This window comes from Cellulosimicrobium sp. NPDC030954, from assembly GCF_055571305.1.
Genome location: NZ_JBVIFN010000001.1, coordinates 823,846 through 848,465, shown reverse-complemented (window position 1 = coordinate 848,465; position 24,620 = coordinate 823,846). Strand labels below are relative to the sequence as shown.

20 protein-coding genes are annotated in these 24,620 nt (G+C 73.9%); 11 read left to right on the top strand and 9 right to left on the bottom strand.

Annotated elements, in window-relative coordinates:
* Nucleotides 1-136: 136 nt before the first annotated feature.
* From ACZ402_RS03585 to ACZ402_RS03565, 5 genes are all read left to right on the top strand, one after another.
* A complete protein-coding gene (locus tag ACZ402_RS03585) occupies nt 137-2,638 on the top strand; it encodes a phosphoketolase family protein (RefSeq protein ID WP_375825744.1) in 2,502 nt (833 codons plus the stop codon).
* Nucleotides 2,635-4,824 (top strand): phosphate acetyltransferase, encoded by a 2,190-nt coding sequence (gene pta / locus ACZ402_RS03580; RefSeq protein WP_375825743.1) that lies wholly within the window; start codon nt 2,635-2,637, stop codon nt 4,822-4,824. The genes ACZ402_RS03585 and pta overlap by 4 nt, the downstream gene beginning before the upstream one ends.
* Nucleotides 4,821-6,080, top strand: coding sequence for an acetate/propionate family kinase (locus tag ACZ402_RS03575; protein ID WP_043656335.1), 1,260 nt, complete (start codon nt 4,821-4,823; stop codon nt 6,078-6,080). Before pta ends, ACZ402_RS03575 begins: the two co-directional genes overlap by 4 nt.
* Nucleotides 6,081-6,190: 110 nt before the next feature.
* Nucleotides 6,191-7,201: a DUF4031 domain-containing protein gene (locus ACZ402_RS03570; RefSeq protein WP_375825742.1), complete on the top strand. Its 1,011-nt coding sequence runs from the start codon at nt 6,191-6,193 to the stop codon at nt 7,199-7,201.
* A 134-nt stretch (nt 7,202-7,335) separates the two neighbouring features.
* Complete coding sequence (locus ACZ402_RS03565) at nt 7,336-8,034, top strand: SanA/YdcF family protein (protein ID WP_375825741.1); 699 nt, start codon at nt 7,336-7,338, stop codon at nt 8,032-8,034.
* 43 nt (nt 8,035-8,077) lie between these two features.
* On the opposite strand, the gene ACZ402_RS03560 is transcribed toward ACZ402_RS03565, so the two are convergent.
* The 4 genes from ACZ402_RS03560 to ACZ402_RS03545 are packed head-to-tail and all read right to left on the bottom strand — an operon-like array spanning nt 8,078 to nt 12,536.
* Nucleotides 8,078-9,721: a succinic semialdehyde dehydrogenase gene (locus ACZ402_RS03560; protein ID WP_375825740.1), complete on the bottom strand. Its 1,644-nt coding sequence runs from the start codon at nt 9,719-9,721 to the stop codon at nt 8,078-8,080.
* A 9-nt stretch (nt 9,722-9,730) separates the two neighbouring features.
* Nucleotides 9,731-10,789 carry a GNAT family N-acetyltransferase gene (locus tag ACZ402_RS03555; RefSeq protein WP_375825739.1) on the bottom strand — a complete coding sequence of 353 codons (1,059 nt, stop codon included), beginning with the start codon at nt 10,787-10,789 and terminating at the stop codon, nt 9,731-9,733.
* Complete coding sequence (locus ACZ402_RS03550; protein ID WP_375825738.1) at nt 10,786-11,364, bottom strand: GNAT family N-acetyltransferase; 579 nt, start codon at nt 11,362-11,364, stop codon at nt 10,786-10,788. The genes ACZ402_RS03555 and ACZ402_RS03550 overlap by 4 nt, the downstream gene beginning before the upstream one ends.
* 47 nt (nt 11,365-11,411) lie before the next feature.
* Entirely contained in the window at nt 11,412-12,536 is a 1,125-nt protein-coding gene (locus ACZ402_RS03545; protein WP_053369640.1) for a GuaB3 family IMP dehydrogenase-related protein, read from the bottom strand.
* Between the two features lie 144 nt (nt 12,537-12,680).
* On the opposite strand from ACZ402_RS03545, the gene ACZ402_RS03540 reads away from it, so the two are divergent.
* Both ACZ402_RS03540 and ACZ402_RS03535 read left to right on the top strand, forming a co-directional pair.
* Complete coding sequence (locus ACZ402_RS03540) at nt 12,681-13,382, top strand: exonuclease domain-containing protein (RefSeq protein ID WP_375825737.1); 702 nt, start codon at nt 12,681-12,683, stop codon at nt 13,380-13,382.
* Nucleotides 13,383-13,496: 114 nt separating this feature from the next.
* The gene (locus ACZ402_RS03535; protein ID WP_375825736.1) at nt 13,497-15,032 is read left to right on the top strand and encodes a helix-turn-helix domain-containing protein; all 1,536 of its coding nucleotides are present in this window, start codon (nt 13,497-13,499) and stop codon (nt 15,030-15,032) included.
* A gap of 90 nt (nt 15,033-15,122) precedes the next feature.
* Here ACZ402_RS03535 and guaB read toward each other — a convergent pair whose 3' ends face one another.
* Together guaB and ACZ402_RS03525 are read right to left on the bottom strand one after the other, a co-directional pair.
* Nucleotides 15,123-16,652, bottom strand: coding sequence for an IMP dehydrogenase (guaB, locus tag ACZ402_RS03530; RefSeq protein ID WP_375825735.1), 1,530 nt, complete (start codon nt 16,650-16,652; stop codon nt 15,123-15,125).
* 82 nt (nt 16,653-16,734) lie between these two features.
* Complete coding sequence (locus ACZ402_RS03525; RefSeq protein ID WP_375825734.1) at nt 16,735-17,868, bottom strand: MerR family transcriptional regulator; 1,134 nt, start codon at nt 17,866-17,868, stop codon at nt 16,735-16,737.
* Between the two features lie 268 nt (nt 17,869-18,136).
* Between ACZ402_RS03525 and ACZ402_RS03520 the strand changes: the two genes are divergently transcribed.
* On the top strand, nt 18,137-18,427 hold the full coding sequence (locus ACZ402_RS03520; RefSeq protein ID WP_031316449.1) for a WhiB family transcriptional regulator: 291 nt from the start codon (nt 18,137-18,139) through the stop codon (nt 18,425-18,427).
* Nucleotides 18,428-18,604: 177 nt separating this feature from the next.
* Here ACZ402_RS03520 and groES read toward each other — a convergent pair whose 3' ends face one another.
* Nucleotides 18,605-18,901, bottom strand: coding sequence for a co-chaperone GroES (groES, locus tag ACZ402_RS03515; protein ID WP_253050840.1), 297 nt, complete (start codon nt 18,899-18,901; stop codon nt 18,605-18,607).
* A 240-nt stretch (nt 18,902-19,141) separates the two neighbouring features.
* Between groES and ACZ402_RS03510 the strand changes: the two genes are divergently transcribed.
* Nucleotides 19,142-20,431 carry a class I SAM-dependent methyltransferase gene (locus tag ACZ402_RS03510; RefSeq protein ID WP_375825733.1) on the top strand — a complete coding sequence of 430 codons (1,290 nt, stop codon included), beginning with the start codon at nt 19,142-19,144 and terminating at the stop codon, nt 20,429-20,431.
* 5 nt (nt 20,432-20,436) lie between these two features.
* Nucleotides 20,437-21,585 (top strand): glutamate--cysteine ligase, encoded by a 1,149-nt coding sequence (locus ACZ402_RS03505; protein ID WP_465272281.1) that lies wholly within the window; start codon nt 20,437-20,439, stop codon nt 21,583-21,585.
* Between the two features lie 15 nt (nt 21,586-21,600).
* Here the strand turns inward: ACZ402_RS03505 and ACZ402_RS03500 are convergent, their stop codons facing one another.
* Complete coding sequence (locus ACZ402_RS03500; RefSeq protein ID WP_375825731.1) at nt 21,601-22,722, bottom strand: hypothetical protein; 1,122 nt, start codon at nt 22,720-22,722, stop codon at nt 21,601-21,603.
* Complete coding sequence (gene tsaD, locus ACZ402_RS03495) at nt 22,719-23,768, bottom strand: tRNA (adenosine(37)-N6)-threonylcarbamoyltransferase complex transferase subunit TsaD (protein ID WP_375825730.1); 1,050 nt, start codon at nt 23,766-23,768, stop codon at nt 22,719-22,721. The genes ACZ402_RS03500 and tsaD overlap by 4 nt, the downstream gene beginning before the upstream one ends.
* A 129-nt stretch (nt 23,769-23,897) precedes the next feature.
* Here tsaD and ACZ402_RS03490 point away from each other — a divergent pair, with 129 nt between their 5' ends.
* Nucleotides 23,898-24,545: a malonic semialdehyde reductase gene (locus tag ACZ402_RS03490; RefSeq protein WP_375825729.1), complete on the top strand. Its 648-nt coding sequence runs from the start codon at nt 23,898-23,900 to the stop codon at nt 24,543-24,545.
* Nucleotides 24,546-24,620 lie beyond the last annotated feature (75 nt).

The following is a 24,620-nucleotide window of genomic DNA, read 5'->3' as shown; positions in this document are numbered from 1 at the left end:
GACCTAGGACCTTTTCTGCGGTCCCGGACGGACGTCACACCTCCCGGGGCCGTCACGGACCGTGCAGGGCCCCGGTCGATGCGGTTGTATGAAGCCGTAGTCGTTCACGAACCCTTCCCCCCCGCAGGAGCGTGAGATGAGCACGACCACCGCCACCGAGTCCACCGCCTGGCGACCCGCCGAGGTCGCGCCCCTCGACGACGACACCCTGCGTCGCGTCGACGCGTGGTGGCGCGCGGCGAACTACCTGTCGGTCGGGCAGATCTACCTGCTCGACAACCCGCTGCTGCGCACGCCGCTGGAGCGCGAGGACGTCAAGCCGCGCCTGCTGGGCCACTGGGGCACGACCCCCGGGCTGAACTTCCTCTACGCGCACCTCAACCGCGCGATCGCGCAGCGCCGCCAGTCGACGATCTACGTCGCGGGCCCCGGTCACGGCGGTCCCGGCCTCGTCGCGAACGCGTACCTCGAGGGCACGTACTCCGAGACGTACACGGACATCACGCAGGACACCGAGGGCCTGCGCCGCCTGTTCCGCCAGTTCTCGTTCCCGGGCGGCATCCCGAGCCACGTCGCGCCGGAGACCCCCGGGTCGATCCACGAGGGCGGTGAGCTGGGCTACGCGCTCTCCCACGCGTACGGCGCGGCGTTCGACAACCCGGACCTGCTGGTCGCGGCGGTCGTGGGCGACGGCGAGGCGGAGACCGGCCCGCTCGCGACGAGCTGGCACTCCAACAAGTTCGTCAACGCGCGCAACGACGGCGTCGTGCTGCCGATCCTGCACCTCAACGGGTACAAGATCGCCAACCCGACGGTGCTCGCGCGGATCAGCGACGACGAGCTGCGCGACCTCATGGTCGGCTACGGCCACACCCCGTACTTCTTCACGGGCGGGTTCGACGGCGAGGACCACTTCGAGGTCCACCAGCGTTTCGCGCGGCTCCTCGACGAGGTGCTCAACCACATCGCGCAGATCAAGGCGGACGCCGCGGCCGGGAACGACGAACGTCCCGCGTGGCCCATGATCGTCTTCCGCACGCCCAAGGGCTGGACCTGCCCGCCCGTCATCGACGGCAAGAAGACCGAGGACTCGTGGCGCGCGCACCAGGTGCCGCTCGCGAGCGCGCGCGACACCCCGGAGCACCTCGACGTGCTGCGCGGCTGGCTCGAGTCGTACCGCGCGGACGAGCTGTTCGACGAGGACGGCCGTCTGCAGGACGACATCGCCGCGCTCGCCCCCGAGGGGACGCTGCGCATGAGTGACAACCCGCACGCGAACGGCGGGCTGCTGCTCAAGGACCTGCGTCTCCCGGACTTCCGGGACTACGCCGTGGACGTGGCGGGACCGGGGAGCGCCGTCGCCGAGGCCACGCGCGTCCTCGGGCAGTGGCTCACGGACGTCGTGCGGCTGAACCCGGACAACTTCCGCATCTTCGGTCCGGACGAGACCGCGTCGAACCGCCTGCAGGCGGTCTACGAGGTCACGGACAAGCAGTGGAACGCCGACTTCTACGGGCCCGACGTCGACGAGCACCTCGCGCGCGCCGGCCGCGTCATGGAGATGCTCTCGGAGCACCAGTGCCAGGGCTGGCTCGAGGGCTACCTGCTCACCGGGCGCCACGGCCTGTTCACGAGCTACGAGGCCTTCATCCACATCGTCGACTCGATGTTCAACCAGCACGCGAAGTGGCTCAAGGTCACCAACCACATCCCGTGGCGGCGGCCGGTCGCGAGCCTCAACTACCTGCTGTCGAGCCACGTGTGGCGCCAGGACCACAACGGCTTCAGCCACCAGGACCCGGGCTTCATCGACCACGTCGTCAACAAGAAGGCCGAGATCGTCCGGGTGTACCTGCCGCCGGACGCCAACACCCTCCTGTCCACCTACGACCACTGCCTGCGCTCGCGCCAGTACGTGAACGTCGTGGTGGCGGGCAAGCAGCCGGCGCCGCAGTTCCTGTCCATGGAGCAGGCGGTCGCGCACTGCACGCGCGGGCTCGGCATCTGGGAGTGGGCCGGGACCGAGGTCGAGGGCGAGGACCCGGACGTCGTGCTCGGCGCCGCCGGCGACGTCCCGACGCTCGAGGTGCTCGCCGCGGCGGACATCCTGCGCCGCCGCATCCCGGACCTCAAGGTCCGGGTCGTCAACGTCGTGGACCTCATGCGGCTCCAGGACGAGAAGGAGCACCCGCACGGTCTGTCGGACAAGGACTTCGACACGCTCTTCACCGCGGACAGGCCCGTGATCTTCAACTACCACGGCTACCCGTGGCTGATCCACCGCCTCACCTACCGCCGCACCAACCACGCGAACATCCACGTGCGCGGCTACAAGGAGGAGGGCACCACCACCACCCCGTTCGACATGGCCATGCTCAACGACATCGACCGCTACCACCTGGTGATCGACGTCATCGACCGCGTGCCGTCCCTGCGCTCGACCTACGCGGGTCTGCGCCAGGAGATGGTCGACGCGCGGCTGACGGCCCGGCAGTACACCCGCGAGCACGGGGAGGACATCCCCGAGGTGCGCGACTGGGTGTGGCCGGACGTCGGCGAGACGGCGACCGAGGAGGGTGGCCCGCAGTACAACGGCGCGAGCGCCGCCGTGCAGGACACCGGAGGAGACAACGAGTGAGCGACACCGCTCGCAGCATCTACATCACCTCGCCCGAGGGCGAGACGGGCAAGTCCACGATCGCGCTGGGGGTCCTCGACCTGCTGGTCCGCAAGGTCCAGCGGGTCGGGGTCTTCCGGCCGGTCACCCGGGCCGCGGGCCCGGACGTGCAGGACTACGTGCTCGAGCTCCTGCTCGCGCACGACGGCGTGGACGTCACCGCCGAGCAGGCGATCGGCGTCACGTACGAGGACGTCCACGCCGACCCGGAGGCCGCGCTCTCGCAGATCGTGGCCCGGTACCACGAGGTCGCGAGCCAGTGCGACTTCGTAGTCGTCGTGGGCACGGACTACACCGACGTCGCCGGGCCGACCGAGCTGTCGTTCAACGCGCGCGTCGCGGCGAACCTCGGCGCGCCGGTCCTCCTCGTGGTGTCCGGCAAGGGCCGCACGCCCGACGCCGTGGGCAACCTCATCGAGGTGAGCGTCGCCGAGCTGCGCTCGCAGCACGCGCAGCCCATCGGCGTCGTCGCGAACCGCGTGCAGCCCGACGACCTCGACGCGGTGCGCGCGCTCCTCGGGTCGCTCGGACCGGACGGCGAGCCGCTCGCGGGCGGGACGTCGTCGGGCCCGACGGCGGAGCCCGCCCCGGGCGCGCGGCTGCCGGGCTGGGCGGTGCCCGAGGACCCGTTCCTCGACGCCCCGACCGTGCGGATCCTCATGGAGGCGGTGGGCGGGACGCTCGCGTTCGGCGAGGAGGAGCTCCTCGCGCGCGAGGCGACCGACCTGCTCGTCGGCGCGATGTCGTTCGAGCACCTGCTCGACCGGCTCACCGACGGCGCCGTCGTCATCACGCCCGGCGACCGGGTGGACATCCTCATCGGGCTGCTCGCCGCCCACTCGGCGTCGGGCTTCCCGTCGCTCGCGGGCGTCATCCTCAACGGCGGGTTCTTCCCGCCCGAGTCGACGGCGCGCCTCGTCGCCGACCTCGACCCGAGCCTGCCGGTCATCCGCACCGACCTCGGGACGTTCCGCACGGCGAGCGCCACCGCGAGCGCCCGCGGCCGCGTCACCAAGGAGTCGCAGCGCAAGGTCGACACGGCGCTCGCGCTGTTCGAGCAGAGCGTCGACGGCGCGGCGCTCCTCGCCGGCCTCGACGTGCCCCGCCCCGAGGTCGTCACGCCGCTGATGTTCGAGTACGAGCTGCTCTCGCGCGCCCGCGCGGACCGCAAGCACGTCGTGCTCCCCGAGGGCGACGACGACCGCATCCTGCGCGCCGCGTCGACCCTGCTGGGCCGGCAGGTCGCCGAGCTGACGATCCTCGGCGAGGAGCACAAGGTCCGCGCCCGCGCGGCCGAGCTCGGCCTCGACATCGACGCCGCCCACGTCGTCAGCCCGCACGACCCGGAGCTCGTCGACCGGTTCGCGGCGGAGTACGCCCGCCTGCGCGCCCACAAGGGCATCCGGCTCGAGGAGGCGCGCGAGCGCGTCCAGGACGTGTCGTACTTCGGCACGATGATGGTCCACCTCGGCCTCGCGGACGGCATGGTCTCGGGCGCCAAGCACACGACGGCGCACACCATCAAGCCGTCGTTCGAGATCATCAAGACCCAGCCGGGCGTGTCCGTCGTGTCCTCGGTGTTCCTCATGTGCCTGCAGGACCGCGTGCTCGTCTACGGGGACTGCGCGGTCATCCCGGACCCGACGGCGGAGCAGCTCGCGGACATCGCGATCTCCTCCGCGGCGACGGCGCAGCAGTTCGGCGTCGACCAGCGCGTCGCGATGCTGTCGTACTCCACCGGCGAGTCGGGGTCGGGCGCCGACGTCGACAAGGTCCGTCGGGGCACGGCCCTCGTCCGCGAGCGCCGCCCCGACCTGTTCGTCGAGGGCCCGATCCAGTACGACGCCGCCGTGGACGCGTCCGTCGCGGCGTCGAAGATGCCGGGCTCGGACGTCGCGGGGCGCGCGACGGTGTTCATCTTCCCGGACCTCAACACGGGCAACAACACCTACAAGGCGGTGCAGCGCTCGGCGGGCGCCGTCGCGGTGGGCCCGGTCCTCCAGGGCCTCAACAAGCCGGTGAACGACCTGTCGCGCGGCGCGCTCGTGCAGGACATCGTCAACACCGTCGCGATCACCGCGATCCAGGCGCAGGCCCCGGCCGACGCCGCCGATCCCACCTCTGACTCCCAGGGAGCCATGTCATGACGATCCTGCCCGAGGGCGAGCGCCCCAACCCCTACAGCGCGTACGGCGCGCACGGGTCCGTGCTCGTCATGAACTCGGGGTCGTCCTCGCTCAAGTACCAGCTCGTCAACCCCGTCGGCGGCGAGGCGATCGCCGCGGGCACGATCGAGCGCATCGGCGAGGAGTCCGGGATCATCAAGCACCGGTTCGCCGGGAACACGACGACGCGCGAGGAGCCCGTCGCGGACCACGGGCACGCGCTGCGCATCGCGCTGAGCATGTTCGACGAGGTCGGCCCGACGCTCTCGGACGCCGACGTGTACGCGGTGGGGCACCGCGTGGTGCAGGGCGGCTCGCTGTTCGCCGACCCGGTCCTCGTCGACGACGGCGTGCTCGAGCGGATCCGCTCGCTGTCCCCGCTCGCGCCGCTGCACAACCCGGCGAACGTCAAGGGCATCGAGGTCGCGCGGTCGCTGCTCGGCGACGTGCCGCACGTCGCGGTGTTCGACACCGCGTTCTTCCAGCGGCTGCCGCAGCACGTCGCGACGTACGCCCTGGACGCCGAGGTCGCCGAGAAGTACGCGATCCGCCGCTACGGCGCCCACGGCACGAGCCACCAGTACGTGTCCGGGAAGGTCGCGCGCGTCCTCGGGCGCCGGATCGAGGGTCTCAACACGATCGTCCTGCACCTCGGCAACGGCGCCTCGGCGTCGGCCGTCAAGGGCGGCGTGCCGGTCGAGACGTCGATGGGCCTCACCCCGCTCGAGGGCCTCGTCATGGGCACGCGCACGGGCGACATCGACCCCGCGGTCGTGTTCCACCTCGCGCGCAACGCGGGCATGAGCATCGACGAGATCGACGACCTGTTCAACAAGCGCTCGGGCGTCAAGGGGCTGTCCGGCGTGAACGACTTCCGCGAGCTGCACCGGCTCATGGAGGCCGGCCACGAGGGTGCCCGCCTCGCGTTCGACGTGTACATCCACCGGCTGCGCAAGTACGTCGGCGCGTACGCCGCCGTGCTGGGCCGCGTGGACGTCGTCGCCTTCACCGCGGGCGTCGGCGAGCACGACGCCGAGGTGCGCGCCGCCGTCGTCGAGGGGCTCGAGCCGCTCGGCCTCGCAGTCGACCCGGACCGCAACGCCGTCGACTCCGGCGAGCCGCGAGTCATCTCGCCGGACTGGACGAGCACGCTCGTCATGGTGGTCCCGACGATGGAGGAGCTCGCCATCGCGCGCCAGTCGGTCGAGGTCGTCGAGGCGGCCTCGCGCGCCGGCTGATCCCCGCACGCCCGGGCTCCTCCGGGTGACACCTACGCGGCTCAGGCCGCTCCCCGGCCGGTGAGCCGACGCCCGCGCGTCGGCTCACCGGCCGGTGGCATGCTCGGGTGGTGACCGTTCTCATCGACCCGCCCGCGTGGCCCGCGCACGGGACGCTGTTCAGCCATCTCGTGTCGGACGCCTCGCTGGCGGAGCTGCACGCGTTCGCGGCCTCGATCGGCGTGAGCCGCCGCGCGTTCGACCTCGACCACTACGACGTCGCCGCCGAGCGGTACGACGTCGCCGTGGCGGCGGGTGCCGTCCCCGTCGGCGGGCGCGAGCTCGCCAGGAGGCTCGGGTCGTCCGGGCTACGCGTGCCGGGCCGGGCGCGGCGCGCGGCGAAGGCCGACGCGCTGCTCGCCCGGTGGGACGCGCTCCTGCCCGGGTCCCGGGACGTCGGCGTCGATCTCGTCAAGCGCTGGCACGAGCCGCACCGCGTCTACCACGGGCCGGAGCACCTGGTGCACGCGCTCGACTCGCTCGCGCTCCTGGAGGGGCGGCCCCCCGGCGTGCCCGACGGCGTGAGCCCGCCCGGTCACGAGCCCGTCGGCACGACGTCGGTCGGCCGGGCGTCGTACGGCGCGGCGACGAGCGGCGCGGCGACGAGCGGACTGCCGGGCGGCGCGGCGAGCGACGCCGCGGTGACCCAGCTCGCGCTGTGGTTCCACGACGCCGTGCACGACGGCGAGGCGGGACGCGACGAGGAACGCTCCGCCGACCTGGCGCGTGCCCGGCTCGCGGGCCACCTCGGCCCTGCGGCCGTCGACGAGGTCGTGCGGCTCGTGCTCGTGACGACGGACCACTCCCCCGCGGCGGGCGACCGGTCGGGCGCGCTCGTGTCCGACGCCGACCTCGCGATCCTCGGCTCCGCGACGGACCGCTACGCGCGGTACGTCCGGCAGGTCCGCGCCGAGTACGCCCACGTGCCCGACGACGCCTTCCGCACGGGTCGCGCCGCCGTGCTGCGCGGGCTGCTCGGAGGCGGAGCGCTGTTCCGCACCCCGCAGGGTGCCGCGCGGTGGGAGGCCCGCGCCCAGAGCAACCTGCGCGACGAGCTCACCACCCTCGACACCCCCGCCTGACCCACCCCACCCCGGCCCCCACGACCCGCCGAGCAGGTGGTCCCGGTCCGTCCGGGACGACAGACGGGCCACGATCGCCTGCTCGACGCGCCACGATCGCCCGCTCGGCGCTCCGGCGGCGCTAGGGTCGGGGCGTGACCGACGAGCTGGCCTCGACCACCCCCGCCGCGCAGGCCCCGTCATCGTCACCGACGTCGTCCGGGTCGGTGTCCTCCCGCCGGTCCCCGCGGGACCGCTCCCGCCGGTCGCGGCGTCGGCGGGCGACGATCTGGGTCGCCGCCGGTCTGGCGGCGCTCGTGCTGGCGCCGTTCGTCGTCGTGCAGGGTGTCGGGCGCGCGCACGTCGCCGACCCGGCGGACGTGCCGCCGAGCGACGCGATCGTCGTGCCGGGCGCCGGGCTGCGTCCCGACGGGTCGCCGTCCACGTACCTGCGCCGCCGGCTCGACGCCGCGGCGGAGCTCTACGCCCGCGGAGTCGCACCCGTCGTGCTCGTGAGCGGCGACGCGCACGACGACTACGACGAGCCTGGGTCGATGCGCGCGTGGCTGCTCGACCGGGGCGTACCGGACGACGCGATCCTGCTGGACCGCGCGGGCTTCGACACGCACGCCACGTGCACGCGCGCCGTGTCGGAGTTCGGCGTCGGCACGGCGGTCGTGGTCACGCAGGGCTATCACCTGCCGCGCACGCTGTTCTCGTGCCGCGTCGCGGGCCTCGACGCCGTCGGGATCGGGGTCAGCGCGGCGAGCGTGGAGCCGTGGAAGGCCGTGCTCTACCGCGTCCGCGAGGTCCCGGCGGCGACGAAGGCCGTGCTCGACGCCGTGCGCCGCTGAGGACTCCCCGGCGCCCGCCCGGCTCCGTGGGCCGGCCGCCCGGTCAGGGCAGGCGCAGGCGACGCATGACGTCGAGCGCGGACGTGAGCACCTTGCTGGGGAGCTCGCCCCCGATCTCGTAGAGCGTGTCGAGCGTGAGGCCCTGGTTCGCGCCGCGCTGCACGGAGATCGTCTGCGCCTCCGTGAGCGCCTCGATCCCCTCGCGGCCGTGCCGACGCCCGAGGCCGGACGCCTTGAACCCGCCCATCGGGGCGCCGACCGAACCCCAGGCGGCGGAGTACCCGTCGTTGACGTTGACCGTGCCCGCCTCCACGCGCGCCGCGATCCGGCGGCCGCGCGCGACGTCGCGCGTCCACACGCTCGCGTTGAGCCCGAACTCGGAGTCGTTCATGACCCGCACGGCCTCGTCGTCGCTCGCGACCCGGCGCACGGACACGACCGGGCCGAACGTCTCCTCCCGGGCGCACGCGGCGTCGTCGGGCACGTCGTCCAGGACGGTGGGCGCGTAGAACCACGGGCCGATGTCCGCGCGGTGCACGCCGCCCGCGAGGACGCGCGCGCCGCGCGCGATGGCGTCCTCGACGTGCGCGACGACGCGGTCCAGCTGCGCCTGCGACGTGAGGGACCCCATGTCGGCGGAGTAGTCGAGGCCGGCCCCGAGGCGCATCTCCCGCACGAGCGGCACGAACTCGTCGAGGAACGCGTCGGCGACGTCCTCGTGCAGCACGATCCGCTCGATCGAGACGCAGAGCTGCCCCGAGTTGGAGAAGCACGCGCGGACGGCGCCGCGCGCGGCGGCGCGCACGTCGGCGTCGGCCGCGACATACAGCGGGTTCTTGCCGCCGAGCTCGAGGGTCGCGCCGATGAGCCGCTCCCCCGCACGCGCGGCGACCTTGCGGCCCGTCGCCGTCGAGCCGGTGAACGCGATGTGGTCCACGTGGTCCGTGACCGCCGCGCCGACGTCCCCGCCGCCCGCGACGACGAGGAACAGGTCGGCGGGCAGCCCCGCCTCCTCGAGCAGCTCGGCGCCCCACAGGGCGCTGAGCGTCGTCTGCGGGTCCGGCTTGAGCACGACGGCGTTGCCCGCCACGAGCGCGGGCACGGCCTCCGCGAACGCGAGCGTCAGCGGGTAGTTCCACGGCGCGATGACGCCGACGACGCCCACGGGACGGCGGTGCACGCGCGTGCCCGTCAGCACGGGCAGCATGCCCGGCGCCCGGCGGTCGGCGAGGTAGCGCGGCCCGCGCTGGGCGTAGTGGCGCGTGAGGATCGCGACGTCCGCGACCTCCTCGAACGCGCTGCGGCGCGACTTGCCGGACTCCATCTGGATGAGGTCGAGCCCGTCGGACTGCCGCGCGAGCACGAGCTCGCCGAACCGGCGCAGCACGGCCGCGCGCTCCCGGACGGGGAGCGCCGCCCACGCCGGCTGCGCGGCCCGCGCCCGCTCGACCACCCGCGCGACGTCCTCGACGGAGGACACCGGGAACGCGGCGAGCGGCGCGCCCGTGAAGGGCAGGACGGAGCGGTGCATGCCCGCCTCGTTGCTGGTGACGACGCGCTGCGCGAGCGGTGCGACGACGTCGGGCTCGAGCACGTACGTCGCCGCGGGGTTCTCGGGGTCGATCAGGCCGTCCAGCGCGGCGCCCTCGCCGGGTCCGCTGCCGGGGGTGCCGGATGAGCTCGTCATGGGGACAGGCTACGTCGTCGGACCGACAGGACCGGTGACGGGCAGCTCCCACGTCGTGAGCACGGGGCGGAAGCCCTGGCGCGCCCAGAACGGCGCCGAGAGCGGGTTGAGGACACCGTGGTGCAGGAGCACGACCGCGTCCTCCCCGGCGCGTTCCCGCACGCGCGCGAGCGCCGCGTCGACGAGAGCACTGCCGACCCCGGCCCCGCGCGCCGCGCCGGTCACGTGCAGGAGCACCAGGTAGGAGACCGGTCCGGCCGTGACCGTCCCGGCGACCGCCCCGGACCGCTCCGGCGGCTCGACCGCGACCACGCCCAGGACGTCCTCGCCGAGCTCCCCGGACGCGCCCCCGCGAGCCTCGGCCCGGGCCGCCGTTGCGACGAGGAACGTCGTCGCCGGGTTCGCCACCGCGCCCACGACCTGGGTCGCGAGGTGCTCCCGGGCTCCGGGGCGCACCCGGGCCGCGCCCACGAGCTCGTCGTACGCGAGCTCGTCGAGCTGGTGCGCCACGAGCGCCGGGACGTCGTCGGGCGTCGCGTCGCGCACCACCGCTCCGGCACGACCTCGCGGCGCGGCGGGCGCCGTCCCGCGCCGCGCCGCCAGGTGGACGGTCGGGCGCATCCCGTGCGCGGCGAGCGCCGCGACGGCCTCGACGTCCCGGCTCGGCCACAGCAGGACCATGCCGTGGTCGCGCGGGGCCGGTCCCACCTGGCGCACGCCGTCGCCGTCGGGCGGAGTGCCCGGGTCCCCGGCGACGCGCGCCGCCCAGGCGGCGAGGAGCGCCGCGACCGCGCCCGGGACGTCCGGGCCGGCCGCCCGCGCGCGCAGCCGGTGCTCGCGCAGCGGGCGGAACAGCGCTGCCGGGGAGGCCGCGCCGACGTCGCCGGCCGCGAGGAGACCTGCAGCCCGGGACCCGTCGGGCAGCCGGATCGCGAGCAGCCGCCCGTCGTCCGGAGCGGCGCCCAGGTCCGGGACCGCGACGAGCGGGTCGAGCGCGCGGACCCGCGCGCGGTGCTCGGCCTCGAGCGCGGCCAGATCGTCGGCGTCCGGCGCCCAGGCCGTCGTCATCGTCCGGCGTCGCGCGCGTCCGGCGCGCCGAGCGGTCGGCCGAGGACGACGCACTCCTGGTCGGTGTAGCCGAGGCGCTCGTAGAAGCCGCGGACCGCCTCGTTGGTCGAGCGCACCATGAGGCGCACGGCCCGCGCGCCCTGCGCGGCGAGCCACGCCTCCGCCGCGACGACCGTGGCGCGACCCGTGCCGGTGCCCTGCAGGCGCGGGTCCACGGCGACGTAGTAGAGCCAGCCGCGGTGGCCGTCGACGCCGGCCATCGCCGACGCGACGACCTCGCCCGCGCGGACGACGCCACCGGGATCGCTGTCGGGAGCGCCGTCGTCGGTCGTCGGTCCCGGGAGGTCGCGCGTCGCCCGGCCCACGAGCACCGTGGACGTCTCCCCCAGGCGCGCGTCCGCGAGGTCGCGGTACGGGTCGTTCCACGGCCGGGTGAGGTCGCACGCGCGCCACAGGGCGACGACGGCCTCGACGTCGTCGTCCGCGACCTCGGCGAAGGTGACGTCCGCGCCCGGACCGCGGAGGTCGTCGTCGGGCGCTGCGTCACGCACGGGACCGGGCACGGCGGCACTCACGCGGGTCAGCCGCGGTCCGTCCGCGACGCGCCCCGTCACGGCGCGGTTCAGCGGGGCTGGTACGGCGAGACGACGACCTCGACGCGCTGGAACTCCTTGAGGTCGGAGTACCCGGTCGTCGCCATCGCCCGCCGCAGCGCGCCGACGAGGTTGAGCGTGCCGTCCGCCTGGCGACCCGGGCCGAAGAGGATCTCCTCCAGCGTCCCGGCCGTGCCGACGCGCACGCGCTCGCCGCGCGGGAGCTGCGCGTGGTGCGCCTCCGAGCCCCAGTGCCAGCCCCGGCCCGGCGCCTCCTCGGCGCGCGCGAGCGCCGCGCCGATCATCACGGCGTCCGCGCCGCACGCGACGGCCTTGACGAGGTCGCCCGAGCGGCCGACGCCGCCGTCGGCGATGACGTGGACGTAGCGGCCACCCGACTCGTCGAGGTAGTCGCGGCGCGCGGCCGCGACGTCCGCGACCGCCGTCGCCATGGGCGCGTGGATGCCCAGCGAGACGCGCGTGGTGTGCGCCGCGCCGCCCCCGAAGCCGACGAGGACTCCTGCGGCCCCCGTGCGCATGAGGTGCAGCGCAGCGGTGTACGTGGACGCGCCGCCGACGACGACCGGGACGTCGAGCTCGTAGATGAACCGCTTGAGGTTGAGCGGCTCCGCGACGCCCGAGACGTGCTCGGCCGAGACGGTCGTGCCGCGGATGACGAAGAGGTCGACGCCCGCGTCGACGACGGTCTGGTAGTGCTCCTGGGTGCGCTGCGGCGACAGGGCGCCGGCGACCGTGACGCCCGCGGCGCGGATCTCCTTGAGGCGCTGCGTGATGAGGTCCGGCTTGATGGGCTCGGCGTAGATCTCCTGCATGCGCCGCGTCGCCTCGAGCGGCTCGAGCGTCGCGATCTCCTCCAGGAGCGCGGTGGGGTCGTCGTAGCGCGTCCACAGGCCCTCGAGGTCGAGCACGCCGAGGCCGCCGTGGTTGCCGAGCGCGACGGCCGTGGCCGGGCTCATCACCGAGTCCATGGGCGCCGCGAGGATCGGCAGCTCGAAGTGGTACGCGTCGATCTGCCAGCCGACCGACACCTCCTTGGGGTCGCGCGTGCGCCGGGAGGGCACGACCGCGACGTCGTCGAAGGAGAACGCGCGCCGACCGCGCTTGCCACGTCCGATCTCGATCTCGTTGCTCACCGGGCCAGCCTACCGGCGGGCCGAACCCGCCACCTGCACGACCGCCGTGTGGGTGGGCGCTGGCAGGGTGACGCTCGTCGCCGGGACGTCCGGCGGCACCGGCCGCGGCGCGCCGGGACCCGAGCGAGACACCCGAGGTGGACCATGACGACGACGCCCTGGACGGCGGGACCGCTCCTCGGTCTCGACACCGAGACCACGGGCGTCGACGTGGACGTCGACCGGATCGTCACCGCGGCGCTCGTCCTGCGCGAGCCCGGGTCGACGCACGTGCGGACGTGGCTCCTCGACCCCGGCGTCGAGATCCCCGCCGAGGCGACGGCGATCCACGGCGTCACGACGGCGCACGCGGCCGCACGCGGCGCCGCGCCGGCCGAGGCGCTGGAGGAGATCGCGACGCTCGTCGTCGACGCCCAGCGCGACGGCGTCCCGCTCGTCGCGTACAACGCCGCGTTCGACCTGTCCCTCCTCGACGCGGAGCTCGTCCGCCACGGCCTGCCGACGCTCGCCGCCCGGCTCGGGCGGCCCGTGCGCCCGGTGCTCGACCCGCTCGTGCTCGACCGGGCGTGGGACCCGGAGCGCGAGGGCAAGCGCCGCCTCGTCGACCTCTGCGCGCGCTACGAGGTGCTCGACGTCGGCCCGCTGCACACCGCGGACGCGGACGTCCTCGCCACGCTCGACCTCCTCGACGCCCTCGTCCGCGCCTTCCCCGACCTCGGCGCCCTGGGCCCCGGCGCCCTCCACGACCTGCAGGTCGCGGCGCACCGCCGCTGGGTCGACGCGCTCGACCCCGAGCGCGAGCCGCCCTACGTCGGAGCCGGCGCAGACGGCCGCTGGCCCTCGTAGCGGACGTCGCCCATCTCACGACGCGGATGGAGATCCTGTGACGAACCGGTGATCCCGCCAGGGCTGGGCCACGTCGGCGCGTGAATATCTCATCCATGAGTTATCGTCGCTCGCATGACAGCGATCGACGACGCCCCACTCACGCAGGTCGGCACGCTCATCCGCGGCGCCCGCCAGAACCGGGGCCTCACGCAGACCCAGCTCGCCGAGCGGCTCGGCACGAGCCAGAGCGCCGTGCACCGCATCGAGCAGGGCGCCCAGAACCTCAGCCTGGAGATGCTCAACCGCATCAGCCTCGCGCTCGACTCCGAGATCATCAGCCTCGGCGGACCCAAGCACGCGCACCTGCGCGTCCAGGGCGGCCACACCCTGTCCGGGCGCATCGAGGTCAACTCCTCGAAGAACGGCGCGGTCGCGCTCCTGTGCGCGTCGCTCCTCAACCGGGGCCGCACCACCCTGCGCGGCGTCGCCCGCATCGTCGAGGTCGACCGGATCGTCGACGTGCTCCGCTCGATCGGCGTCCGCGCGACCTGGACGACCGGCGGCCGCGACCTCGAGATCGTCGTGCCGGACCGGCTCGACCTCGCCGCCATCGACGTCGACGCCGCGCGTCGCACCCGCTCGATCATCATGTTCCTCGGCCCGCTGCTCGGGCTCCGGGACGCGTTCGAGCTCCCGTACGCCGGTGGCTGCGACCTCGGCACGCGCACCGTCGAGCCGCACATGATCGCGCTGCGGCCGTTCGGCCTCGCGGTCACCGCGACGGGCGGCAACTATCACGCGACGGTCGCCCCGGCGTCAGGCACCGACCTGTCGGTCGTGCTCACCGAGCGCGGTGACACCGTCACCGAGAACGCGCTCATGGCCGCGGCCCGGCGCGACGGCGTGACGACCATCCGCAACGCCAGCCCCAACTACATGGTCCAGGACCTGTGCTTCTACCTCGAGCTGCTCGGCGTCCGGGTGGAGGGCATCGGCACGACGACGCTGCGCGTCCACGGCCGCACGGACATCGACGTGGACGTGGAGTACGCCGTCTCGGAGGACCCGGTCGAGGCGATGAGCCTGCTCACCGCGGGCATCGTCACCGGCTCCGAGATCACGGTCGCGCGCGTCCCGATCGAGTTCATGGAGATCGAGCTCGCGACCCTGTCCGAGATGGGCTTGCGCTACACGCAGAGCACCGAGTACCTGTCCCGCAACGGCCGGACGCGCCTCGTCGACGTCACCGTGCACCCGAGCGAGCTGCACGCCCCGATCGACAAGATCCACCCCATGCCGTTCCCCGGCCTCAACATCGACAACCTGCCGTTCTTCGCGGTCATCGCCGCGAACGCGCAGGGCACGACGCTCATCCACGACTGGGTCTACGAGGGCCGCGCGATCCACCTCACCGACCTCACGCGCCTCGGGGCGGACGTGCGGCTCCTGGACGCCCACCGCCTCCAGGTCACCGGCCCGACGCGCTGGTCCGGCGCCGAGGTGAGCTGCCCGCCGGCGCTGCGCCCCGCCGTCGTGATCCTCCTCGCGATGCTCGCCGCGAAGGGCACGTCGGTCCTGCGCGGGGTGGACATCATCGCGCGCGGCTACGAGGGCCTCACGGAGCGCCTCCGCGAGCTCGGCGCCAACATCGAGACCTTCCGCGACTGACACCTACCTACCTGCCGAGTGCATGAAGAGTCGCGGTCGGGACGTCCGACCGCGACTCTTTCCTGCACTCAGCGTCCCCGGGGGGTGTCGTCAGAAGCCCGTGTAGTTGGGGGCCTCGACGGTCATCTGGACGTCGTGCGGGTGGCTCTCCTTGAGCGACGCCGACGTGATGCGGATGAAGCGGCCCTTCTCCTGGAGCTCCGGGACGGTCCGCGCGCCGACGTAGAACATCGTCTGGTGCAGGCCGCCGACGAGCTGGTGCGCGACCGTGCCGAGCGAGCCCTTGTAGGCGACCTGGCCCTCGATGCCCTCGGGGACGATCATGTCGTCGCTCGTGACCTCGGCCTGGAAGTAGCGGTCCTTCGAGTAGGACTTCTTGCCGCGCGAGGACATGGCGCCCATGGAGCCCATCCCCCGGTACGCCTTGTACTGCTTGCCGTTGACCAGGATCGTCTCGCCGGGCGACTCCTCGGTGCCCGCGAGCATCGAGCCGAGCATCACCGACTCCGCGCCCGCGACGATGGCCTTGCCGATCTCGCCCGAGTGGCGCATGCCGCCGTCGGCGATGACGGGCACGCCTGCCGGGCGCGCGGCGAGCGACGCCTCGTAGACCGCCGTGACCTGCGGGACGCCCACGCCGGTGACGATGCGCGTCGTGCAGATGGAGCCCGGGCCGACGCCGACCTTGACCGCGTCCGCGCCCGCATCGACGAACGCCTGGGCGCCCTCGCGCGTCGCGACGTTGCCGCCGATGACCTGGACGTCGCGCGTCGCCGGGTCGGACTTCAGGCGCGCGACCATCTCGATGAGCATGCGCACGTTGCCGTGCGCCGTGTCGGCGACGAGCACGTCGACGCCCGCGTCGATGAGGGTCGTGGCGCGCTGCCACGCGTCGCCGAAGTAGCCGATCGCGGCCCCCACGAGCAGGCGGCCCTGACCGTCCTTGGACGCTTGCGGGAACTGCTCGGACTTCACGAAGTCCTTGACCGTGATGAGCCCCGAGAGACGGCCGTCGGCGTCGACGAGCGGGAGGCGCTCGAGCTTGTGCTTGCGCAGGAGGGCAGTCGCCTCCTCGCGCGAGATCCCGGCCGGGCCGGTGATGAGCGGCAGCGGCGTCATGACCTCGTCGACCTTGGTCGTCGCCCACTCCGCGACGGGCGTGAAGCGCAGGTCGCGGTTGGTGACCATGCCGATGAGGCGGCGCTCCGCGTCGAGCACGGGGAAGCCGGAGATGCGGTACTCGCCGGCCGTCTTGTCGAGCTCCTCGAGCGTCGCGTCCGGGCCGATGGTCACCGGGTTGTCGATGATGCCCGTCTGCGTGCGCTTCACCAGGTCCACCTGGAGCGCCTGGTCCTCGATGGAGAGGTTGCGGTGCAGGACGCCGATGCCGCCCTGGCGCGCCATCGCGATCGCCATGCGCGACTCGGTGACGGTGTCCATGGCCGCCGAGACGAGCGGGACGCGGATCGAGATCTCGCGCGTCAGGCGCGTCGTGGTGTCGATGTCCGACGGCGCCAGGTCCGAGTAGCCGGGCTGCAGCAGGACGTCGTCGTAGGTGAGACCCAGGAAACCGAAGGGGTCGCGGTCGGGAGCGGCGGCGGGGACGGGCGAGGCGGTCACACCAGGATTCTACGCCGCGGGGCCCTCCGGTATTCCCGCGCCGTCCGCGCACGAGGGCCCGCGCGACACCCCGCCCGACACCTCAGCGGACGACCGCGAGGAGCTCGTGCAGGAGCCCCGGGAAGCTGCGCACGCGGTGCACCGTCGCGGCGAGCGGGAGGTCGCCGGCCGCCTCGTCGCTCGGCAGGCCGACGAAGAACGGCAGGCTCGGGTTCGCCTCGTGCGCCGCGTGGACGATCCCCAGGTCGGGGCGCGCCTGGGTCGTCACCATGGCGACCGCGGACGGCCGCACCATCGTGACGATCTCGAGCGTGCGGTGGACGTTGGCCGGGCCGGTGACGATACGGGCCATCGCGCCGTGCGACGCGAGCGACGCGGCGAGGGCGTGCGCGGCCAGGGGCAGCGGCTCGTCGGGCGCCGCGAACACGAGGACGATCCGGCGCATGCGGCTCGGGTGGTTGCGGGGCGGGCCGCCGGCCGCGACGATCGCGTCCTCGCTCGCCTGCGTGTACTCGCGCAGCGCGCCGAGCGTCGCGTTCGCGAGGACCACCTCGGGAACCTCGCCCGGGCCCGCGAGCACGGTGCGCTCGGCGAGCCGCTCCAGCGCCGGCTCGACGAGGTCGGACCACCAGGCCGCCGGGTCGCCGCCCGCGGGGATCCGCAGGAGCCGGTCGCACGTGCGCTGGTCGTAGGCGATCGCGGCGTCGACGACGTCGGACACGCGCGTGGGGCGCGGGGCCTCCCGCACGCCGAGGGCACGCGGCGCGGTCCCCCGCGACGGCTCTCCGCCGGGCACCGCGCGCAGGAACGGGCGCGACGGCGGAGCGGGCTCGGGGGCCGTGTCGTCCGCGTCGAGGTCGTCGTCGACGTCGGGGCCGCCCTCGGCGCCGTGCTCGTCGAACGAGACCGCACCGCGGTGCGCGTCGAGCTCGTCCTCGTCGGCGGCGAGGGCCGCGCGGGCCGCGTCGGCGGGCGCGACGCCGTCGAGCGTGAGGCGCCGCATGACGACCAGACGGGCGACGTCGTCGTCCGTGTAGCGCCGGTGGGAGCCCGCGCGGTGCTGCGAGGGCCCGAGGCCGTAGCGGCGGTCCCAGGTCCGCAGGGTCGCGGGCGCGACACCGAGCCGGCGCGCGACGGCGGCGACGGCGAGGCCGGGGTTCGTGGACATGCTCGGTCGGGCTCCCTCGGGGTCGGGGGCGGACCGGACGGAGGTCATGGATCGATTCTGCCGACCGCACCACCGTCCCGCCACCTCGTCCAGGTCACAGTCGTGCAGCCTTCGAGTCAGGCTTGTGCAGGGTTTGTTCACCATACGCGCAAACGCGCCAGCACTTCCGCATCGCGTCAGCGTAGACCCGGACGCTGCATCGTTCTCGCCGTCCCCATGACCTCCTCTCCCCCTGCCGAACGGCCGTGACCTGGCCCTTCACCTTTCTCGCACAGGGGGCTTGAACAACTTCTGAAACGCTTGTAGGTTGTTCGCCATGGCTGAGATCTCAAGGCTTCCCGGGCCCGTCATGGAGCTGTGGGAATGGCAGTACCAGGGTTCGTGCCGCGACGCGGACGACACGTTGTTCTTCCACCCCGAGGGGGAGCGCGGCTCGACGCGACGACGTCGTGCGGAGGCCGCGAAGGCGATCTGCCACTCGTGCCCCGTCATGATGCAGTGCCGCGAGCAGTCGCTCCGCGTGCGCGAGCCGTACGGGGTGTGGGGCGGCCTGAGCGAGGACGAGCGGGCGGCGATCCTCGCCGGCGGCGCGCGCCGCACCGGCTGAGCACCGGCGGCACGACCAGCAGCAGCAGCACCACCAGCAGACCTGCACGGCACCGGTCCGACGTCGTACCGGGAGCACGTGCGCACGACCCGTGGGAACGGTGGGGCGACCGGCCACGGAACGCAGCAGGGCCCGCGACCGGACGGTCGCGGGCCCTGCTGCTGGAACGGGTCGGCGTCAGCCGACCACCACGGCGAGGATGTCGCGCGCGGACAGGACCAGGTAGTCCACGCCGCCGTACTTGACCTCGGTGCCGCCGTACTTGCTGTAGATGACCTTGTCGCCGACGCTCACGTCGAGCGGGACGCGGTTGCCGTTGTCGTCGACACGGCCCGGACCGACGGCCAGGACCTCGCCCTCCTGGGGCTTCTCCTTGGCGGTGTCCGGGATGACCAGGCCGGATGCGGTCGTGGTCTCGGCCTCGAGGGCCTTCACGACGATCCGGTCCTCGAGCGGCTTGATGGGGACCGACACGTCGGACCTCCCCTTTCGCGGTGAGAACTGCAACGGATGGGTCGAGCGCACCGGCTGGCCGTCGTCGCGGGTGCCGGACAGCCTGGTCGCACGTGGTGCCGCCTCCGCGGACGGTGGCGGCACGTCCTCAAATCTAGGTCGCCGTTAGCACTCGGTCAAGGCGAGTGCCAACGTCCGCCCCTCGGACGATCGCGGTCCCGGCTGCGCGTGGTCCCCGTCCCCCGTGGAAGGATCGACGCCATGGACGCCGCCACGCTGACCAAGCTGCTCAGCCCCGAGGGCTGGGCGCTGCTCGGCGCGCTCCCCCCATACGACGAGCAGCAGGCGCTCGTGCTCTCGGCGGGGCTGCGCGCGAAGGGCGTCGACCCCGACCTCGCCGCTGCGGCGCTCACGCAGTCGCGCCTGCGGGCCGCGGCCCGCGGCAAGCTCGGCGCGTTCGCCGACGGCATGCTCTTCACGCAGGCGGGGCTGGAGCAGGCGAGCCGGCTCGTCGTCGCCGGCCTGCACGCGCGCCGGTACCAGGACGCGGGGATCCGGCGCGTCGCCGACCTCACGAGCGGGATCGGCGTCGACGCGCTCGCCTTCGCGGCGGCGGAGCTGGAGGTGCTCGCGACCGACGTCGACGAGCTCACCGCGGCCATCGCGACCGTGAACCTGCGCCACTTCCCCGAGGCCGAGGTACGCCACGGCGACGGGCTCGCGCTGGACCTCGAGGGCGAGCGGGTCGAGGGCGTGTACGCCGACCCCGCCCGACGGACACGGGGCGGCAAGCGCGTGTTCGACCCGAAGGCCTACGCCCCGCCGCTCGACGCCGTGTGGGCGCTGCGCGAGCGGGTCCCCGCGGTCGGCATCAAGGTCGGCCCCGGGATCCCGCACGACGGCCTGCCCGCGGACGCCGAGACCGAGTGGGTCTCGGTCGACGGCGACGTCGTGGAGGCCGGCCTCTGGTTCGGGCCGCTCGCGCCCGAGGGGCCGGGCCGCTCGGCGCTCGTCCTCACCACGTGGACCGGGCCGGACGGGACCGAGCGCACCACGACGCGCCGGGTCGCCCACCGCCCGGGCGACGACGACGTCGTCCCCGACGTGGGCGGCGTCGGGCAGTACCTCTACGAGCCCGACGGCGCGGTCATCCGCGCGGGCCTCGTCGCCCACGCGGCGCGCGGGCTGGGCGGTCGGCTGCTCGACCGGACGATCGCGTACGTGACGACCGACTCCCCCGCGCCGCTCGACGCGACCGGCCTCGCCGACGGGCTCGCGCGCGGCTACCGCGTGCTCGACACGATGCCGTTCGGCCTCAAGCGCCTGCGTTCCTACCTGCGCGAGCGGGGCGTCGGGCGCCTGACGATCAAGAAGCGCGGCACGGCCGTCACGCCCGAGCAGCTCCGACGCCAGCTCGCCCTCACGGGCGACGCGACCGCCACGATCGTCCTGACGCGTGTGGGCGGGTCCCAGCAGGTCCTCGTCGTCGAGCCGCTCGCCGCCCCCTCGACGGGCGCCCCGCAGAGCGGTGTCCGGGAGGGTCCGCGGTGAGCGTCCTGCCGCGGCGCACCGCGATCCCGTTCGCGCGGTCGGAGCGCTCGACCGTCGGGCTCGAGTGGGAGCTCGCGCTGGTCGACGCGGACTCCGGCGACCTGCGCCAGGTCGCGCAGACGGTCCTCGACGCCGTGCGCCCGGAGGACGGGGGCACGCACCCCTCGATCAAGCAGGAGCTGCTGCTCAACACGGTCGAGGTCGTGAGCGGCGTGTGCCGCACCGTCGGGGAGGCCGGCCGGGACCTCGAGCGCTCGATCGAGGAGCTGCGGGCGGTGACCGACCCGCTGCGCGTCGAGCTCATGAGCGCGGGCACGCACCCGTTCGCGCGCTGGGCGCAGCAGAAGGTCACCGACAAGCAGCGCTACACCACGCTCATCGACCGCACCCAGTGGTGGGGGCGGCAGATGCTCATCTACGGGGTGCACGTGCACGTGGGCATCGAGGACCGCGCCAAGGTGCTGCCGGTCCAGCGCGCGATGCTCACGACGTTCGCCCACCTGCAGTCGCTCTCGGCCAGCTCGCCGTTCTGGGGCGGCAAGGACACGGGGTACGCGTCGAACCGCGCGCTGATGTTCCAGCAGCTCCCCACCGCGGGGCTCCCGTTCCAGTTCGCCACGTGGGAGGAGCTCGAGGGATACGTCGCGGACATGCTGCACACGGGCGTCATCGACGCGTTCGACGAGATCCGCTGGGACCTGCGCCCCGCCCCGCAGTTCGGCACGCTCGAGACGCGCATCTGCGACGGCGTCACCAACATCTCCGAGCTGCTCGCGCTCGCCGCGCTCACGCACTGCCTGGTCGAGCACTTCTCGACGATGCTCGACGAGGGCCGCGAGCTCCCGAGCATCCCGCCCTGGTTCGCGCAGGAGAACAAGTGGCGCTCGGCGCGCTACGGCATGGACGCGATCATCATCCTCGACCGCGCGGGCAACGAGGAGCTGGTGACCGACGCCGTCGGCCGGCTGCTCGTCGAGCTCGAGCCCGTCGCCGCCCGCCTCGGGTGCCTCGACGAGCTCGACGGCGTGCGCACGATCGTGCGCCGCGGGGCCTCCTACCAGCGCCAGCGCGCCGTCGCGCGCCGCAACGGGGGCGAGCTCGACGCCGTCGTGCGCTCGCTCGTCGCGGAGATGCGGGCGGGCCGCCCGCTCTGACGTCGCCCGCGGTGGTCAGTAGTCGCGCAGGACCACGCCGAGGTCGGCGGCCCGGTCGGCGAGCCACGTCGGCGACCAGTCGTCGGTGTCGCACGGCGACGACGTCCGGTCGGCCGCCGCCTCCGAGTACCCGCCCCACGACAAGACGCGGCACGTCGCGTCGGTCTCGAGCGCGTGCGTCCACTCCTCGTCCTCCGCGAACCCCGAGTCGACGGCCGACTGGAGCAGGTCGAACTCGTGCCACCACTGGAGCATGTGCGACAGCTCGTGCGCGAGGAGCACCTGCTTGGTCGCCGGGTCGGAGTCCTCGCCCCACCACACGAACAGCACGGTCGGGTGGGCGGGCTGGAAGCAGCCCGCCGAGCCCGTCGCGTACGCGTCGTGCTCGGCGACGTGCGCCATGCCGCAGTTGAGCGCCGGGTCGTCGGTGAACACGACCTGCACGCCCTCGTTGGCGGGGTTGAGCGCGAGCAGCCACGCCGTGGGGTCGGGGTGGTCGGGCAGGAAGGGCGTCGTCTGCGTCGCGCCCGGCACGGGGTCGGGCAGCGGCTCGGCGTACTCGCCCGCCTTCCAGGCGGCCTCCACGCCGGTGGCCGACGCGGTCGCGTCGGGGCTCGCGTCCTCCCAGACCGTCGGGGGCGGCACGGCGCCTTCCTGCTCGGTGGGCAGGACCGCGCCGTCGTCCCGCGCCCCGCCGAGGGAGTTGACGAGGTACGCGACGACGGACACCACCAGGACGAGGACGAACATCACGACCCGGCCGGCACGACCCCGGCGCCGGCGCGGCACCTCCCACGAGACGGTGGACGCCCCGTACGCGGGGACGGTCGCCGCCGGTGCCCCGTAGGCCGGCGGGGCCGCGGGGCCGCCCGAGAGCGCGGGGGCGCCGTGGGCCTGGCCGTACGGCGGAGCGGTCGTCGGACCCGCCGTCCCGTAGGGCGGCGCTCCGACGGGCGCCGCGACGGACCCGTACGCGGGCACGGCCGCCAGGAGCGCCCGGTGCTGCGCCGTCCAGTACGCCGCCGCCTGCTCGGCCCGCGCGCGCTCCGGCCCGGGCGGCGCCGACGCGGCCGCGTGCGCCCAGGCGTGGGCGCGTCTCGACGCCTCGTCGGGCGTGAGACCGGGCTCGGGGATCACACGTGGGTCACGGTCAGCGGCATCGACGAGTCCACGCCGATGTCGAGGCTCGACGGCGCCACGCCGGCCCGCACGACGGCGGACCCGAGCGCGGCGATCATCGCCCCGTTGTCGGTGCAGTAGCGGATCGGCGGGATGCGCAGCTCGATCCCGGCCTCCGCGCACCGCTTCGCGGCCATGTCGCGCAGCTGCGAGTTGGCGCTGAACCCGCCGCCGACGACGAGCGTCGACACGCCGTGCCGCTCGCACGCCGCGATGGTCTTGGCGGTGAGCACGTCAGCGACGGACTCCGCGAAGGAGGCCGCGACGTCGTGCACGGGGATCTCCTCCCCCGCGTCCTGCCGCGCCTCGACCCAGCGCGCGACGGCGGTCTTGAGGCCGGAGAACGAGAAGTCGTACGCGTGCTTCTCCTGGTCCTTGCGGGCCGTGAGGCCGCGCGGGAAGCGGATCGCCGTCGGGTCGCCCTCGCGCGCGAGGCGGTCGATGTGCGGCCCGCCCGGGTACGGCAGGCCCAGCAGGCGCCCGACCTTGTCGAATGCCTCGCCCGCCGCGTCGTCGAGCGTCGAGCCGAGCTCGGTGACGGACGTCGCGACGTCGTCGACCAGGAGGAGCGAGCTGTGCCCGCCGGACACGACGAGCGCCATGACGCGCTCCGGGAACGCGCCGTGCACGAGCTCGTCGACCGCCGCGTGACCGATGACGTGGTTGACGCCGTAGAGCGGCTTGCCGAGCGCGAGCGCGAGCGCCTTGGCGGCGGACGCGCCGATCGTCAGCGGGCCGACCAGCCCGGGCCCGGCGGTGACGGCGATCGCGTCGACCTCGGACAGGTCGACGTCCGCCGTGCCGAGCGTGCGCTCGATCGTCGGGATCATCGCCTCGAGGTGGGCGCGCGACGCGACCTCGGGGATGATGCCGCCGTACCGCGCGTGCTCGTCCATCGAGCTCGCGACCGTGTCGACGAGCAGCTCGCGACCGCGGACCAGCGCGACGCCGGTCTCGTCGCAGGACGTCTCGATGCCGAGCACCAGGGGCTCGCCGGCGCTCACTGACGGCTCACTGACAGAGGGAAAGGCATGGCGTCCAGGGTAGTCGCGTGCGGGGCCGGGCCGTGCCGTGTCGCCCACGTCACACCGTCTGTCGGGAAGATGATTCAACGCTCAACCGTTGCCCCGGTCATGAGCACCGACACCCTCATCGAGTCCCCTGCCGCGCCGAACGAGCTCGCCGACCAGCTCGCGATCGACGCGCAGGCTGCGGACCGCCTGTTCCGCGACGCGCACACGACCCACGCCTTCTCCGACGAGCCCGTCACCGACGCGCAGATCCAGGCGGCCTGGGACCTCGTCCGCTGGGCACCCACCGCGATGAACACGCTCCCGCTGCGCCTGCTCGTCGTCCGCACGCCCGAGGCGAAGCAGCGCCTCGGCGCGCACATGGCGGACTTCAACCGCGACAAGACGCTCGCCGCGCCCGTGACCGTCGTCGCCGCCGCCGACCCGTCGTTCCACCAGCACCTCGGCACCCTCGCGCCGTTCCGCGAGGGCATGACCGAGCAGCTCGACCCGCAGACCGAGCTGCGCGAGGGCATGGCCCGCACCAACGCGCTCATCCAGATCGGCTACCTCATCGTCGGGCTGCGCGCCGCCGGCCTGTCCGTCGGCCCGATGACCGGCTTCGACGCCGCGGGGATCGACGCCGAGTTCTTCGGCGAGTCCGGCTGGCGCACGCTCGTCGCGATCAACGTGGGCTACCCCGCGGACGAGGGCGCGCACTTCCCGCGCCAGGCCCGCCTCGACTTCCACCAGGTGGCCGAGATCCTCTGAGCACCCCACCCGTCGTCACGCGCGCGAGGCGGCACCCCTCCACGGGGTGCCGCCTCGCGCGCGTCCGGGTCCTCG